Source organism: Streptomyces nanshensis (assembly GCF_001751255.1).
Lineage (GTDB): Bacteria > Actinomycetota > Actinomycetes > Streptomycetales > Streptomycetaceae > Streptomyces > Streptomyces nanshensis_A.
Genome location: NZ_LJGW01000207.1, coordinates 264 through 14,883 on the forward strand (window position 1 = coordinate 264; position 14,620 = coordinate 14,883).

15 protein-coding genes and 2 pseudogenes are annotated in these 14,620 nt (G+C 71.3%); 3 read left to right on the top strand and 14 right to left on the bottom strand.

Going from position 1 to position 14,620, the window contains the following annotated elements; translation table 11 throughout:
• A pseudogene (locus tag AN218_RS12120) lies at positions 1 to 713 on the bottom strand (hypothetical protein); the annotation flags it as partial.
• Positions 710 to 1,285: a SigE family RNA polymerase sigma factor gene (locus AN218_RS12125; protein WP_079132088.1), complete on the bottom strand. Its 576-nt coding sequence runs from the start codon at positions 1,283 to 1,285 to the stop codon at positions 710 to 712. The gene AN218_RS12125 and the pseudogene AN218_RS12120, both read right to left, overlap by 4 nt.
• Positions 1,286 to 1,811: 526 nt before the next feature.
• Here AN218_RS12125 and AN218_RS12130 point away from each other — a divergent pair.
• Complete coding sequence (locus AN218_RS12130) at positions 1,812 to 2,750, top strand: aminoglycoside phosphotransferase family protein (protein ID WP_070016860.1); 939 nt, start codon at positions 1,812 to 1,814, stop codon at positions 2,748 to 2,750.
• Positions 2,751 to 2,797: 47 nt separating this feature from the next.
• Here the strand turns inward: AN218_RS12130 and AN218_RS12135 are convergent, their stop codons facing one another.
• Entirely contained in the window at positions 2,798 to 3,979 is a 1,182-nt protein-coding gene (locus tag AN218_RS12135; protein ID WP_079132089.1) for an aspartate-semialdehyde dehydrogenase, read from the bottom strand.
• Complete coding sequence (locus AN218_RS12140; RefSeq protein ID WP_070016861.1) at positions 3,976 to 5,328, bottom strand: aspartate kinase; 1,353 nt, start codon at positions 5,326 to 5,328, stop codon at positions 3,976 to 3,978. Before AN218_RS12140 ends, AN218_RS12135 begins: the two co-directional genes overlap by 4 nt.
• Positions 5,329 to 5,669: 341 nt before the next feature.
• Here AN218_RS12140 and AN218_RS12145 point away from each other — a divergent pair, with 341 nt between their 5' ends.
• Positions 5,670 to 6,329 (top strand): SRPBCC family protein, encoded by a 660-nt coding sequence (locus AN218_RS12145; RefSeq protein WP_070016872.1) that lies wholly within the window; start codon positions 5,670 to 5,672, stop codon positions 6,327 to 6,329.
• 47 nt (positions 6,330 to 6,376) lie between these two features.
• Here the strand turns inward: AN218_RS12145 and AN218_RS12150 are convergent, their stop codons facing one another.
• The 3 genes from AN218_RS12150 to AN218_RS12160 form a co-directional block, all read right to left on the bottom strand.
• Positions 6,377 to 6,709, bottom strand: coding sequence for a DUF397 domain-containing protein (locus AN218_RS12150; protein ID WP_070016862.1), 333 nt, complete (start codon positions 6,707 to 6,709; stop codon positions 6,377 to 6,379).
• Positions 6,710 to 6,810: 101 nt separating this feature from the next.
• Positions 6,811 to 7,089, bottom strand: a complete 279-nt coding sequence (locus tag AN218_RS12155) for a DUF397 domain-containing protein (protein ID WP_070016863.1) — start codon at positions 7,087 to 7,089, stop codon at positions 6,811 to 6,813.
• Positions 7,086 to 7,898, bottom strand: coding sequence for a helix-turn-helix domain-containing protein (locus AN218_RS12160; protein WP_079132090.1), 813 nt, complete (start codon positions 7,896 to 7,898; stop codon positions 7,086 to 7,088). Before AN218_RS12160 ends, AN218_RS12155 begins: the two co-directional genes overlap by 4 nt.
• A gap of 215 nt (positions 7,899 to 8,113) precedes the next feature.
• On the opposite strand from AN218_RS12160, the gene AN218_RS12165 reads away from it, so the two are divergent.
• A complete protein-coding gene (locus tag AN218_RS12165; protein WP_070016864.1) occupies positions 8,114 to 8,578 on the top strand; it encodes an SRPBCC family protein in 465 nt (154 codons plus the stop codon).
• Between the two features lie 74 nt (positions 8,579 to 8,652).
• Here the strand turns inward: AN218_RS12165 and AN218_RS12170 are convergent, their stop codons facing one another.
• From AN218_RS12170 to AN218_RS38165, 7 genes and pseudogenes are all read right to left on the bottom strand, one after another.
• The gene (locus AN218_RS12170) at positions 8,653 to 11,019 is read right to left on the bottom strand and encodes an ATP-binding protein (RefSeq protein ID WP_244900412.1); all 2,367 of its coding nucleotides are present in this window, start codon (positions 11,017 to 11,019) and stop codon (positions 8,653 to 8,655) included.
• A gap of 67 nt (positions 11,020 to 11,086) precedes the next feature.
• Positions 11,087 to 11,734 carry a DUF6879 family protein gene (locus AN218_RS12175; protein WP_070016865.1) on the bottom strand — a complete coding sequence of 216 codons (648 nt, stop codon included), beginning with the start codon at positions 11,732 to 11,734 and terminating at the stop codon, positions 11,087 to 11,089.
• Positions 11,727 to 11,996 carry a hypothetical protein gene (locus AN218_RS12180; RefSeq protein WP_070016866.1) on the bottom strand — a complete coding sequence of 90 codons (270 nt, stop codon included), beginning with the start codon at positions 11,994 to 11,996 and terminating at the stop codon, positions 11,727 to 11,729. Before AN218_RS12180 ends, AN218_RS12175 begins: the two co-directional genes overlap by 8 nt.
• Positions 11,997 to 12,193: 197 nt before the next feature.
• The gene (locus tag AN218_RS12185; protein ID WP_070016867.1) at positions 12,194 to 12,868 is read right to left on the bottom strand and encodes a DUF5063 domain-containing protein; all 675 of its coding nucleotides are present in this window, start codon (positions 12,866 to 12,868) and stop codon (positions 12,194 to 12,196) included.
• The gene (gene recR, locus AN218_RS12190) at positions 12,861 to 13,460 is read right to left on the bottom strand and encodes a recombination mediator RecR (protein ID WP_070016868.1); all 600 of its coding nucleotides are present in this window, start codon (positions 13,458 to 13,460) and stop codon (positions 12,861 to 12,863) included. The genes AN218_RS12185 and recR overlap by 8 nt, the downstream gene beginning before the upstream one ends.
• Positions 13,461 to 13,757: 297 nt before the next feature.
• On the bottom strand, positions 13,758 to 14,102 hold the full coding sequence (locus AN218_RS12195) for a YbaB/EbfC family nucleoid-associated protein (protein ID WP_079132092.1): 345 nt from the start codon (positions 14,100 to 14,102) through the stop codon (positions 13,758 to 13,760).
• A 241-nt stretch (positions 14,103 to 14,343) separates the two neighbouring features.
• Positions 14,344 to 14,620 (bottom strand): annotated as a pseudogene (locus AN218_RS38165) (DNA polymerase III subunit gamma and tau); the annotation flags it as partial.

Genomic DNA, 14,620 nt, shown 5'->3' on the forward strand with positions numbered 1-14,620 from the left:
TCCGGCGCCTCCGGGGGTACGGGCTCGCCCGGCGGGCCCGGCAGTTCGACGGGCCGGTCGGCTTCGGGAAGGTCCGGGGGGTCGTCGATCCGCGGGGGGTCCGGGATGGACGGTTCGTCGTAGATGCCGGGGGTCTCGGGGATCTCGGGGGCCTCCGGGATCTCCGGCATGTCCGGTACGGCGGGCGCCTCCGGGATCTCCGGCGCCGCGGGGATGTCCGGCGTCGGCGGGACGTACGGGCTGCGCAGGATGTCCGGGGCGTCCGGGATGGTGGGCATCTCCCCGGGGCCGGCCACGTCCGGTACGTCGGGGACGCCGGGCAGATCCGGCAGATCCGGTGTCTCGGGCGAGCGGTGGTCCGGCAGGTCGGGGCTCTCCGGCAGATCGGGGACCTCCGGCGCCTGCGGGGTCTCCGGGGCGTGCGGGCCCTCGGGGAACTCGGGCTCCCCCGGGTCCTCGGGACTTCCGTCGCCGCCGTCCCGCGCGTGCGCGACCAGGGGCGCGCGCCCCGACTCGCCGTCACGGCGCGGGCGTTCACCCTCGTTCCGCTGCTCGCCGCCGGTGCCGGTCACCTGCCCGGTCAGCCGCGTCCCCTGCTCGTACGGACCGCCCGGCTCCGTCGGCACGTCCGGCAACTCGCCCGCGCCCGCCAGCCGTACCAGCTCCCGCAGACGCCGGCTCAGCACCTGGTCCTGCTCGTCGTAGGCGCTCATGAGGCGGCCTCCATGGCGACGCGCAGCGCCGCGATGCCCCGTGAGCCGTACGCCTTGACCGAGCCCAGCGAGAGGCCCAGCACCTCGGCGACCTGTGCCTCGGTCATGTCGGCGAAGTAGCGCAGCACCAGCACCTCGCGCTGGCGCCGCTGGAGTCCGCGCATCGCCCGGATCAGCTCGTCCCGCTCCAACTGCTCGTAGGCGCCCTCCTCGGCGCTGGCCATGTCCGGCATCGGCTTGGAGAGCAGCTTCAGCCCGACGATGCGCCGACGCAGCGCGGAGCGCGAGAGATTGACGACGGTCTGCCGCAGATACGCGAGCGTCTTCTCGGGTTCGCGGACGCGCTTGCGCGCCGAGTGGACGCGGATGAAGGCCTCTTGGACGACGTCCTCGCAGGACGCGGTGTCGTCCAGCAGCAGGGCGGCGAGCCCGAGCAGCGACTTGTAGTGGACGCGGTAGGTCTCGGTCAGGTGGTCGACGGTCGTGCCCGCTGTCATCGCGTCGTCAGCTTCCGCGCCGGGGGCGGGGACGCGCGTGGGACGGGGCGCGGACCACGGCGAAATCACCGGCATGCCCCCGGTGCTGATTCCGGAGACGCCGGGCGCTGTCGCGAGTACTGGTCCGAATGCTTCCGCCACGCTTGTTGGACACACACTCCCCCTGGAGGGTTGTACGCGTCTGGCACCGCCGTAGACGATCGTTCGAACGCGCTCATGCGCACCAGCTCTTCCCGGATGCCTCTACCGTCACAACGCCCCTCGAATCCGGCAGTGGACACAAAGACGCGTCGTGCCCCGGCGGCGGTTGCAGCGGCCGGAGAGGCAAATTCTCGTTCAGGCGCCGCGCGCCCGCCAGTGCCAAGAGCCCTTCGGCAGCCGGAACTTCGATCGAATCCGCATCGATCCGGGTGCGTCGCGCCCGGATCCGCGTGCGCGGCGTGGACGACGTGGACGACGGGGACGACGGGGACGCAGCACACCGTCGACGGCTCCCGGCACCGTCCGCCGCCGCCCCGGCCGAAGCCCGCGCACCGTCCGTGCACCGTCCGCGCCGAAATCCGGTTGCCCCACCGCACCGTGCCTCGCCAGCCTGTGCCGGATGAGCACGGACACGGCACGCCCGTCGATCGACGCGGCGCTGGTACGCAGGCTGGTCGCCGGGCAGTTCCCGCAGTGGGCGGATCTGCCGGTGGAGCCCGTCGCCGCCGGCGGCGTCGACAACCGCACGTTCCACCTCGGCGAGACCATGACCGTCCGGCTGCCGAGCGCCGAGGGCTACGCGCAGCAGGCCGCCAAGGAGCAGACCTGGCTGCCGGTGCTGGCGCCGCTGCTGCCGCTGCCCGTACCGGCGCCGCTCGGCTGCGGCGAGCCCGCCGAGGGCTATCCCTACCGCTGGACGGTCAACCGGTGGCTCGACGGTGAGACGGCGAGCCCCGAACGCATCGGCGATCTCCGGGAGTTCGCTCGCGACCTCGCCGGGTTCCTCACCGCGCTGCAACGCGCCGACGCCGCCGGAGGCCCGCTCGCCGGTGCGCACAGCGCCTTCCGCGGCGCGCCCCTGACGACGTACGACGCCGAGACCCGGCGGGCCCTCGCCGCGCTGACCGGACGCATTCCGTGCGAACTCGCCGCCGACGTCTGGGAGTCGGCGCTCGGCGCGCCGTTCACGGGCCCGCCGGTGTGGTTCCACGGCGACGTCGCGCACGGCAATCTGCTCGTACGGGACGGGCGTCTCGCCGCGGTGATCGACTTCGGCTGCTCGGGCGTCGGCGATCCCGCCTGCGATCTGTCGGTCGCCTGGACGCTGCTGCACGGCGAGAGCCGCGCCGCCTTCCGTACGGTGATGTACGCCGACGGCCGCCTGGACGCGGGCACTTGGGCGCGCGGGCGCGGCTGGACGCTGTGGAAGGCGCTCATCACGCTGGCGTGGGGCACGGACGAGGCCGTACGGCGCGAGGCGTCCCGGACGCTCGACGCGGTGCTGGAGGAGTACGCGGAGGCACGCGCCGACGGGGACCGCACCACAAACCACCGCTGAACCCCCGACCGCCGGGTCCCCCGCCGCCATGCGCCGCCACGGGCGCGTTACGCCGCGGCCCCTTCGGCCGCCACCCGCTCCGCGATCTGCGCCATGTTGAGCGCCGCGCCCTTGCGCAGATTGTCCGCGCACAGGAACAGCTCCAGCGCGCGCGGATCGTCCAGCGACCGCCGTACCCGCCCGGCCCAGGTGGGATCCGTGCCGGCCACGTCCGCGGGCGTCGGAAAGTCGCCCTGCGCGGGGTCGTCGCACAGCACCACGCCCGGCGCGTTCGCGAGGATCTCGCGTGCACGCCCCACCGACACCTCGCTGCCGAACCGGGCGTGCACCGAGGTGGAATGGGCCGTGAGCACCGGCACCCGCACACACGTCGCCGTCACCGGCAGCTCCGGTACGCCGAGCAGCCGGCGCGTCTCGTCGCGGACGGTCAGCTCCTCCGACGTCCATCCGCCCTCGCCCATCTCCCCGGTGAACGGCACCACGTTGAGCGCGACGGGCGTACGGTGCGGATCGCCCGGCCCGCCCGCCGCCGCGGCGGCCGCGGCCGCGTGCCCCTGTCCCTCGGCCACGGCCCGGCGTACGTCCCCGGGGTGGCGTCCCAGCTCCGCGCCGGCGGCCTCCGCCGACGTCACGGCCGCCAACTGCCCGCGCAGCGCCTCCACTCCGGAACGTCCCGCGCCGGAGACCGCCTCGTACGAGGAGAGCACCAGCTCGGCCAGCTCCCACTCACGGTGCAGCGCGCCCAGCGCCACGATCATCGACAGCGTGGTGCAGCCGGGGCTCGCGACGACGCCGCGCGGCCTGGACCGTACGTCCTCGCCGTTGAGTTCGGGCACGACGAGCGGTACGTCCGCCGCCGTCCGGAAGGCCCGCGAACCGTCGACCACGACGGCACCCAGCTCCGCCGCGAGGGGCACCCACCGCTCCGCGACGTCCTCGGGCACGGCGAAGACGGCCACGTCCACACCGGTCAGCGTCTCCTCGCTCAGGGCGCGTACGGCGACGCCCTCGCCGCGTACGTCCCGTACCCGGCCGGAGGAGCGCGGCGAGGCGAGCAGCCTGATCTCGCCCCACACGTCCGCCCGTTCGGACAGCAGCGTGAGCAGGACCGTACCGACGGCGCCGGTCGCGCCGACCACCGCCAGCACGGGCCGCTCCTCGCGCGCCGCGTGCCCGGCCCCTCCCGCGGGCCCGCCGCCGGGACGGGCCGCGCGGGCGCCGGGCGTCACCGCCCTGTGCCTCCGTAGACGACGGCCTCGTCGCTCTCGCTGTCCAGGCCGAACGCCGAATGCACCACCTGCACCGCCTCGTTGACGTCGTCCTCACGCGTGACGACGGAGATGCGGATCTCGGAGGTGGAGATCAGCTCGATGTTGACCTTGGCCTCCGACAGCGCCTCGAAGAAGGTCGCCGTCACGCCCGGGTTGGTCTTCATGCCGGCGCCGACGAGCGAGATCTTCGCGATCTGGTCGTCGTAGCGCAGCGAGTCGAACCCGATCGCGCCCTGCGACTTCTCCAGCGCCGCGATCGCCTTGCGGCCCTCGCTCTTGGGCAGCGTGAAGGAGATGTCCGTCAGGCCCGTCGAGGCCGCCGAGACGTTCTGCACGACCATGTCGATGTTGACCTCGGCGTCCGCGATGGCACGGAAGATGACCGCGGCCTCGCCCGGCTTGTCCGGCACTCCGACAACCGTGACCTTCGCCTCGGAAGTGTCGTGCGCGACACCCGAGATGATCGCCTGCTCCATCGACTGATCCCCTTGCCCGCTGTCCTCGCTCCGCCCGTTCTTCAAGGCGGCCTGTGCACCCGGGGTGCCCTCTCCGTGGCCTTCGTACCCGCCCGGCGGCTCACTGCTGACCCAGGTGCCCTCGAGGCCCGAGAACGACGAACGGACGTGGATCGGGATGTTGTAGCGGCGGGCGTACTCGACGCAGCGGTGCAGGAGCACCTTGGAACCGGAGCTTGCCAGCTCCAGCATGTCCTCGAACGAGATCCAGTCGATCTTGCGCGCCTTCTTCACGACCCTCGGGTCGGCGGTGAAGACGCCGTCGACGTCGGTGTAGATCTCACAGACGTCGGCCTCCAGGGCAGCGGCCAGCGCGACGGCGGTGGTGTCGGAACCGCCGCGCCCCAGCGTGGTGATGTCCTTGCTGTCCTGGGAGACGCCCTGGAAACCGGCGACGATGGCGATGTTGCCCTCGTCGACGGAGGTCTGGATGCGGCCGGGTGTGACGTCGATGATCCGCGCCTTGTTGTGCGCGGAGTCGGTGATCAGGCCCGCCTGGCTTCCGGTGAACGACTGTGCCTCGTGTCCGAGGGATTTGATCGCCATCGCCAGCAGTGCCATGGAGATGCGCTCTCCGGCGGTCAGCAGCATGTCGAACTCGCGTCCCGTCTGCACGGGGGAGACTTCCTTCGCGAGATCGATCAGCTCGTCCGTCGTGTCACCCATCGCCGAGACCACGACGACAACCTGGTTGCCGTTCTTCTTGGCCTCGACGATCCGCTTGGCAACGCGCTTGATGCCCTCGGCATCGGCAACGGAGGAGCCGCCGTACTTCTGCACGACAAGGCCCACGTGTGCTCGCTCCTCGACTCTCAAGTCTTCGCACCCTTACCCCGCCTGCCTGGCGGCGGCCGGGGGGACTTCCGTCCGGAAATCCACGGGTCGGCTCATTTTACCGAGAAGGCCCGGGGCCCTCTCGTCCAGCGAGGGACCCTGCCCGTTCACGGGGCGCCCACACGGGAACGTAAGGCACCTCACACGGGCCGGGGACCGTACGGAGGGACCGACGGGAGCCTCCCATTCCGGTTGACCGGCGCGAACGGCGCCGGTTTCATGGCGGAGCGCGCTCACACTCTGTGATGTGGCCCTGGCTGCGGGGAGCCGCGGCGGAACGGAAGGACAGCGGAACGGTGATGAGCGACGGCGACACCGCGGGCCGGGCAGACGAGGTCCACCGGGAACTCGGCGTGCGCCTCCTGGCAGGGAGGGACACCCCGGCGGTCCTCCTCCGGCGCACGTACGACGCCGCGGTCGAGGACGTGTGGGACGCCTGCACGGACCCGGAACGCCTCGGCCGCTGGCTGCTGCCCGTCACCGGCGACCTGAAGCCCGGCGGGGACTACCGACTGGAAGGCGGCGCGTACGGCGAGATCCTGCGCTGCGAGCCGCCCCGACTGCTCAAGGTGAGCTGGCTGTTCGGCGAGGACCCCGACGTCAGCGAGGTCGAGGTACGGCTGACGGCCCGGAGCCCGGACCGGACCGTCCTGGAACTGGAGCACGTCGCCGTGACGCCGCCGGAGATCTGGGACGTCTTCGGCCCGGGAGCGACCGGACTCGTCTGGGACCTGACGGCACTCGGTCTCCACCTCCACCTCCGGGACGGCCAGGACGGCGATCCCCCGGTGGATCTGTCGGTCTGGCGGGAGTCGGACGAGGCCCGTGCGTTCATGACGCACAGCAGCGAGGCGTGGGGCGCGGCGTACGAGGCCGCGGGCGCACCGGCGGAGGTGGCGGCAGCCTGCGTCGAGGCGACGACGTCCTTCTACGTGAGGCCGCGCGGGGACGGCGCCTGAAGCGCCGGAGTCCGAACGTGGCCCAAGTCCCGTGTCGTACGGGGGTGTTACGCGAGGGCCTCACGGGCGGCCCGCCCGACGAACGCGGCCCACGCCTCGGGCCCGACGGCGAGCTGCGGACCGTCCACGTCCTTCGAATCCCGCACATGCACGAGGCTCGGGCACGCGGCCACCTCGACACAGGCACCGCCCTCGCCACTACTGTGACTGGACTTGTGCCAGCCGAGCGCGACCTCGACGCAGTCGCCTCCGTGATCACCGCTGTAGCTGGACTTGAACCAATCCACGGCCACCTCGACGCAGTTGTCCCCCTGCGAACTGCTGTAAGTGCTCTTGAACCACGTCAGGCCGGGGACGCTCGTTCCCTGTTCGGCACTCATAGGTCTCCTGGCAATCGCTGCCAAACTCAGCGGACTCCGAGGCCGCCTACACGGCACTCGGAGTCCAATGTCGGTGCCAAGTCCGGCGCCTTCCAAGGGTGTTATGCGACAGATTCTCCGGCGGCCCGCCCGACGAACGCGGCCCACGCCTCGGGCGCCACGGCGAGCTGCGGACCGTCCACGTCCTTCGAATCCCGCACGTGCACAACGCTCGGGCACGCGGCCACCTCGACACAGGCGCCGCCCTGGTCACCGCTGTAGCTGGACTTGTGCCAGCCGAGCGCGACCTCGACACACGCACCGCCCTCGCCACTGCTGTAGCTGGACTTGAACCAGGTCAGCTCGTCAGAACCAGACGTACCGGGAGTCGCGGTCTTCATAGATCCTCCAACGTCTTCCGCAGCAGGCTCACGGATTCCTCGGGGGTGAGGGCCTGCGAACGGAGCATCCCATAACGCAAGTTGAGGTCGCTGACGTCTTTCGGATCGGAGATCAGCACACTGCCCTTCTGCATCTCCGAATACACGAGGCGCTGCTGAGCGTCCGTCTCGATGAGATACATGGGGCCAGCGAGTCCGGCATGGGACTCACGCCGCGTCGGCATGATCTGCATGTCCACATACCGTAGTTCGGCGACCTGGAGCAAATGCACGAGCTGGTCTTTCATCGCTTCCCGGCCGCCGATCCAGCGCTCCAGCACAATCTGCTCCACCACGGCGCTGATCATCGGCCGCGGCGTCCGTGAAAGCAGCGCCTGGCGCTCCACACGTGCACTCAGCCGACGTTCGATCTCGGCATCGTCCAGTCGCGGATAGTCGCTGTGGAAGACCGCACTTGCGTACTCCTCCGACTGAAACAGGCCCGGCACCACGTGGTTCTCGTACAGCCCCAACGAAACCGCGTCCGCCTCGTACTGCGCGTACTCCTCGAACCAGTCCGGGTACTTGGACCGTACGATCTTGCTCGCCGCGTCCCGCAGCATGCCGCCCGCGTCGAACAGCGTCTCCGCCGTCTCGACCAGATCGGTCGGCGGCATGCGCCGTCCCTTCTCCACCGACGCCACGGTATCCAGGGAGTAACCGGCCTCGTCGGCGAGCTGTTCGCGGCTGTACCGCGCCCGCGTGCGCCAGAGCCTGAGCTGACTCCCGAACATCCGCATGGTCGCCGACGAGTTGTCCTTCTCCGCCACTCCACACCTCCGCTGACACGCTGCGTATTCGAGCCGTTACCGGCGAGCCTAGGCACTCGTCACGCACCGTGTACGGCGATTACCGGAAGGGGACAACGCCCCGTTCGGGCCGACCCCTCGACGCACGGGTCCCGGTGCAGCACACTGCTGCTGGTCTGATTTCGGCCATCGGGCTGGATGCCACACTCCGCCGTCCCCTACGGAAGGGCTCGTTCATGACCACGTGGCAGGTGACGGTGGAGCGTCGCATCTCGGCTCCGGCCGCCCGGGTTTGGGAAGCGCTCACCGACATCGAGGGCTCCCCTCGCGTGATCAGCGGCATCGAGCGCGTGGAGATGCTCAGCGACGGACCCTTCGGCAAGGGCACACGCTGGCGCGAGACCCGCAGCATCTTCGGCAAGGAGGCCACCGAGGAGATGTGGGTGACGGCCTCGGAACCCGAGAGACGCTACGTCGTCGAGTCCGACTCCCGAGGCGTCCACTACACCTCGGAGTTCGCGCTCACCCCCGAAGGGGACGACGTCACCGTGGTCCGCCTGTCGTTCGCCTCGGAGACGGACAAGAAGAGCCTCACCGGCACGATGGGCAAGTTCCTCGGCAGCATCGGCTCCAAGGCGGTCGCGAAGTCGCTCGCGAAGGACCTGGAGGACGTCTCGGTGGCGGCCGAAGCACCGGCCTAGAGGCGGGAGTTCACACCGTACGGACGGCGACGGCCACCGCCCGCCGGAAACGGATCACGGCACCTCACCCGTCGTCACCCCTGGTCGAGCCGCGCCTGCACCTCCGTACGCATCCGGCGCGCACGTGCGTCGTCGTAACCGTCCAGCAGCCGCAGACACGCGGCCCAGTGCTCGCGCGCGGCCTGCTCACCCCGTTCGTCCTGCCGATCCTGCCCGCGCTCTTCCCGGACGGCGTGCGCGAGACCGTCGAGGGCGACGGCCTCGCCCCAGGCGTCGCCGAGTTCGCGGTACGCCGCCGCGGCCCGGCGGTGGAAGGCGGCGGCCTCGTCCGGGCGGCCGAGCCGGCGGTACGTCTCCCCCGTCCCGTGCCAGGCCAGCGCCTCACGGCTGCGGTCGCCGAGCCTGCGGTGCAGCGTCGCCGAGCGGTTGTACGCGGTGAGCGCCGCACCGTGGTCGCCCAGCACCTGCTGCGCGTCGCCGACCGCCAACAGCCAGCACGCCTCCGCGACATGGTTGCGCAGATCCAGGGCGAACTTCAGCGCCTCCTCGGCGGAGTCGAGCGCCTCCTGCGGCTCGCCGCGCTCCAGTTGGACACCGCTCAGGATCCACAGGGCGTTGCCCGTGCTCCGTGCGTCCTCGCGCTCCCGGTGCGTCGCGAGGGCCCGCTCGATGTCCTCCGCGGCCTGCTCCAGCTCGCCCGCGCGGAAGCGCACCAGGGCGAGGTTGGCGAGGGTCACGGTCTGGCGGCGGGTCTCGCCCGACTCGGCGAAGAGGGCCGAGGCTTCGCCGAGCCTCGCCTCGGCCCGTCCCAACTCCCGCTTCCGCAGGTGGACCAGGCCGAGCGCGTTGAGCGAGTTCGCCTCGCCGGCCCGGTCGCCCGTCTCCCGCCGGATGGTCAGCGCCTCTTCGTGGGCCTGTTGCGCTTCCTCGATGCGGCTGAGCTTCGTGTAGCCGAACCCGAAGCTCTCCAGCAACCGTGCCTGTGCCGCGCGGTCGCCGGTCCGGCGGGCGGCCTCCAGCCCGGCGTGGCCGATGGGCAGCCAGTCGAAGGTCAGGGACGAGGGCGCCTTGGCGTTCCACAGCACGGCCGCCAACTGCCAGGCGTGCGCGTCGAGTCCGGCGTTCGAGGCGGCCCGTACGGCGGGGAGGAAGTTGGCGTGTTCCCGCTCGGCCCAGTCGACGGCCTGGTCGTAGTCGGCGAAGGACACCGGCGTGACGCCGTCGGCGGGCGGCTGCGACGGCAGACGCCTCTCGTGTGGCTTGATCCAGCCTTGCGCCGCGTCCGCCGTGTGCAGATACCAGTCGAGCACCCTGCGCAGCGCCTCGTTACGCCCCTGCTCGGACTCCTCCTGCTGGGCCTGGTCGCCGGCGTACGCGCGCAGCAGGTCGTGGAACTCGAACCTGTCCGGTGCCGTCTGCTCCAGCAGATGCGCGCCCACCAGCACGTCGAGCAACTGCCGCGCCCTGCGGACGCTGACTCCGGCGAGCGCCGCCACCGCCCCGAGCGCGAACTGCGGTCCGGGGTGCAGCCCCAGTAAGCGGAAGAGCCGCGCCGCTTCGGGGGAGAGCGCACGGTAGGACCAGGCGAAGACCGCGCGGACGGCCTCGCCGCCCTCCTCGTCGCCCGTGCTGAGGGCGTCCCACAGCGCCGACTCGTCGCACAGATCCGTGATCAGCTCGTCGAGGCTCATATGCGGGTGGGTGGCCGCCCGTTCGGCCGCTATGCGCAGCGCGAGCGGCAAGTGGGCGCACAGCCGGGCCAGTTCGGCCAGCTTGGCCGCGTCGTCCTCGGCGCGGTGGCCCGCGGTGACGGTACGCAGCAGGGCCACGGCTTCGGGCTCGTCCAGCGTGCCCAGGGTCAGCCGGTCCGCACCGTCGCGGACGGCGAGCGACGAGAGCCGGCTGCGGCTGGTGACGATCGTGAGGCAGCGGGCGTTGCCGGGAAGCAGCGGGCGCACCTGTGCGACGGTCGCGGCGTTGTCGAGGAAGACCAGCATCCGGCGCTCGGCCAGCAGCGTCCGGTACAGGGCCGCCGCGCTGTCCGTATCGGCGGGGACGGCGCTCGCGGTCACCCCGAGCGCCGTGAGGAAGCGGGGTAACACCTCTTCCGCGGAGACCGGTTCGCCGGGGTCGTAGCCGCGCAGATTGACGTAGAGCTGGCCGTCGGGGAAACGGTCCTTGACCTGGTGCGCCCAGCGCAGGGCGAGCGCGGTCTTGCCCGCTCCGGCCGTACCGGCGATCACGCACACGGGCGGTACGAAGGGATCTCCGCCGGTGGTCAACGTCGCGTCGAGACTGCGCAGTTCGGCGGTGCGGTTGACGAAGTGCCGTAAGTCCCCGGGCAGTTGACGCGGCGGAGGCCGGCCGCCGGACCCCGTGTCGCCGTACGCACCCTGCCCGCCGTGGAAGTGCACGCCGCCGCTGACGTGCCCCGCCTGCACGACGTCGCGCGACGACCCCGACAGGTCCGAGTGGGTACCGCCGGAAGCCGGTTCGTCCGCGCTGCTGTTACTGATGGTCCGCCACCTGTGTCGTCATCGGGGCGGGCAAGTGTGACACAGCGCGGTCGACGTACGGGACGACGTCCTCGCCCTGCTCGTAGAGCCGCTCGACGAACGCCTCCCAGCGGGCGATCACACCGGCGTCGGTATAGCGGACGCCGCCGTGCAGAAGTCCCTCGTCCGTGTAGAGGATCTCGTACAGCACCTGCCCGCCCAGCACGACGACTTCGGGCAGCGGCCCTGCGCTCTCCAGCGCGCGCACCGCCTCGCCGCCGACCACGCGCACCGGTCTGCCGCTCTCCCCCTGAACTCTCAGGGCGTGCAACTCCCACTGCATATAGGGCGTCAGCGGCTCCTCCACGACGCGTACGCGGTGCAGGACCGCGCCCCGCTCCCGGTCGTCCCGTGCGACGCTCCGCCAGTGGCTGCGGCGCTCGGCGGCCAGCCGCAGCGCCTCGTCCCAGTCACCGCGCCGGAAGGCCTCCCAGCTCGGCGAGGACCGCTCCTGGAAGTGCTGCCGCCGCTCGAACTTCCAGCCGGGCCGGCCGGCCGGGACCGAGGCCCGCCGGATGCGGAAGTCCTGCCGGTACGCGGCGAGTTCCAGCCGGACGCCCCGCGCCCGGTCCAGTACGAGGCCGCCCGCCTCGTCAGGCATCGCCGATGTCCGGCTTCGCGGCGCGCAGCGTGACGCCGGGGATCACGACGAGGCGTTCGTCGGCGGCGATCGAGGCGTCGGCGGGCAGACGCGAACGGTAGTCCGCGGTGAGGTCGCGGCCGATGACGGCGATGTCGCCGTTGTCCAGCTCCCAGATGTCGGGACAGCCGTCGTCGTCCTCGGTCTTGCCCAGTTCGGCCGCCGACTTGCCCAGCCGCCGCATGAATAACGCGGACGGATCCGCCTCCCACACCCGAGCCATGCCTGAACCTCCGTCGCCGCACCACACAGGCCGTAACGGAGTGTAAGGACACCGCTCACTCACAGCAACGCGAGAACCGGCCACGATCGCGGTCCCGACAGCGCGGCACGGGCCACGGGCCACGGATCACGAGGCACGAGGCACGAGGCACGTGAGGCCGTCCGCGTCGGAGCCCGGGCGCCGGGCACCCGCCCGCCTCAGCTCCCGCCGCGCTCCGGCTGCATCCCCAGCGGAACGCCGATCTCGGCGGCCATCACCGCACCCGCCTCCTGCTCCAACTCACCGTCGTCCTCGTCCGCGTTGCTGTCCGTGTCGAGACCGTCGAGCGCGTCGAGCGGGGTGTCCAGACGAACGTGCGCGACGAGGGACTGGATGGCCCGCAGGGCGGCGGAGGCGGTGGGGCCCCAGTTCGACAGATAGGAGAACTGCCACCACCACAGGGCCTCGCTGACGCGTCCCTCGTTGTAGTGGGCCATGCCGTGCCGCAGATCCGTGATCACGTCGGCGAGATCGTCGGACAGCCGGCTGGCGACCGGGGCGGTGCGCGGCTTGTACGGGTCGAAGACCTCGGAGTAGACGTCGACGGGGTCCAGCAACGCGGCCAGCTTGAGGCGCATCTCGTCGACGTCCGCCTCGGGGCCGATGTCCGGCTCGTACCGCTCGACCGGCACGAAGTCCTCGTGGGCGCCCAACCGGCCGCCCGCCAGCATCAGTTGGGACAGCTCCAGCAGCAGATAGGGAATGGCGCTGTCCGGGTCGTCGCCCTTCGCCACCTCGGTCACCGAGACGATGAAGCTTTCGATCTGGTCGGCGATCTGTACGGCGAAGTCGTCCGGGTTGTCCTTGATGGCATTGAGTGTGGCCTCAGACATCGAGCAACCTTCTTCCCTCGAAGGCCCGCCCCAGCGTGACCTCGTCTGCGTACTCCAGGTCTCCCCCGACGGGAAGACCGCTTGCCAGGCGCGTCACTTTCAGCCCCATGCTTGAGACCATACGCGCGAGGTAGGTGGCCGTCGCCTCTCCCTCGAGATTGGGGTCCGTGGCCAGGATCAGCTCGGTGACGGCGCCGTCCGCGAGCCGTGTCATCAGCTCCCGGATGCGCAGATCGTCGGGGCCGACGCCCTCGATGGGGCTGATGGCGCCGCCCAGTACGTGGTAACGACCGCGGAACTCCCGCGTCCGCTCGATCGCGACGACGTCCTTGGGCTCCTCGACGACGCAGATGACGCTGCCGTCACGGCGTGTGTCCGCGCAGACGCGGCACTTCTCCTCCTGCGCGACGTTGCCGCACACCACACAGAAGCGGACCTTCTCCTTCACCTCGGTCAGGGCGTGCGCGAGACGCCGTACGTCTGCGGGCTCGGCCTGGAGGATGTGGAAGGCGATCCGCTGAGCGCTCTTGGGACCGACGCCGGGCAGTCTGCCGAGTTCGTCGATGAGGTCCTGAACCACGCCTTCGTACACGGATTCTCCCGTCCCTGCCGTCGGACTCGTACCGACTCGTGCCGGCTCCTGCCGCCGGACGCCCCGCTGTCCGCAGCGTTCACGGTGTGCGCAGTGTGCGCTGTGTCCGCACCGGTGTCCCGGCGCCCTGATGCCGGAGGCCGCCGGTTTCCCTTCCGGCGGCGCTCACAGCGTGAACGATCCCGGCCCCCGCGGCCGTTCCGACGGCCCGGACCTGCCGGCCCGTAGCCCGGCGGTCCGTAGCCCGGCGGTCCGTAGCCCGCCGGCTCTGCCGCGGCACGTGCCGGAACGCGGGCCTCAGAACGGAAGCCCCGGCATTCCGCCGCCGCCCATGCCCTGCGCGAGCGGGCCGAGCTTCTGCTGCTGAAGCTCCTCGGCGTTCGCGGTGGCGTCCCGTACGGCTGCGAGCACGAGGTCGGCCAGCGTCTCGGTGTCCTCCGGGTCGACCGCCTTGGGGTCGATGACCAGACCCTTCAACTCGCCCGTGCCGTTCACGGTCGCCTTCACCAGGCCGCCGCCCGAGGAGCCCTCGACGGACGTCTCGGCCAGCTCCTGCTGTGCCGCGGCGAGGTCCTGCTGCATCTTCTGGGCCTGCTGCAACAGCTGCTGCATGTCGGGCTGGCCCCCACCACCGGGAATCACGACTTCGCTCCTGGCTCGTCGACGACGTCTTGTCCGCACACGCGGCGCATGTCCGTCACGCGCTGTACGTGCTGTACGTGCTGTACGCGGCGTACGCGCACGCTCCGCAGATGCCCTGCGCGTACGTCTTCATCTCGTAGACGAGCCTACGTGCTCTGTGCGGAGCCCGCTGAACCTGTCCGGATCCCGCCCCGGACCCGCACGGAACGGGCAGCGAACGGGCGTCCGTCACGGTGTGCGGTCACTCGTGCTCGACCTCCTCGATCACCGTGGCTCCCAGCTCCCGGACGATCAAGTCGTAACCGGACAGGGCCGATTCGTCCAGGTCGGGATCGTCCTCGGCGGGCATGTCGTCCTCGATGGCGCCGTTGTACGCGGCGGCTCCCGAGGACGCCGGACCCGGTACGCGTGCGGAGGCGGAGGCCGACGCCGCGACGGACGGGCCCGCGGCGGGCGCACTCACCGTCTGCGTTCCGCCGCCGGTCGCGGCCTGCGCACCGGCGAGGGCCTGACGCGCG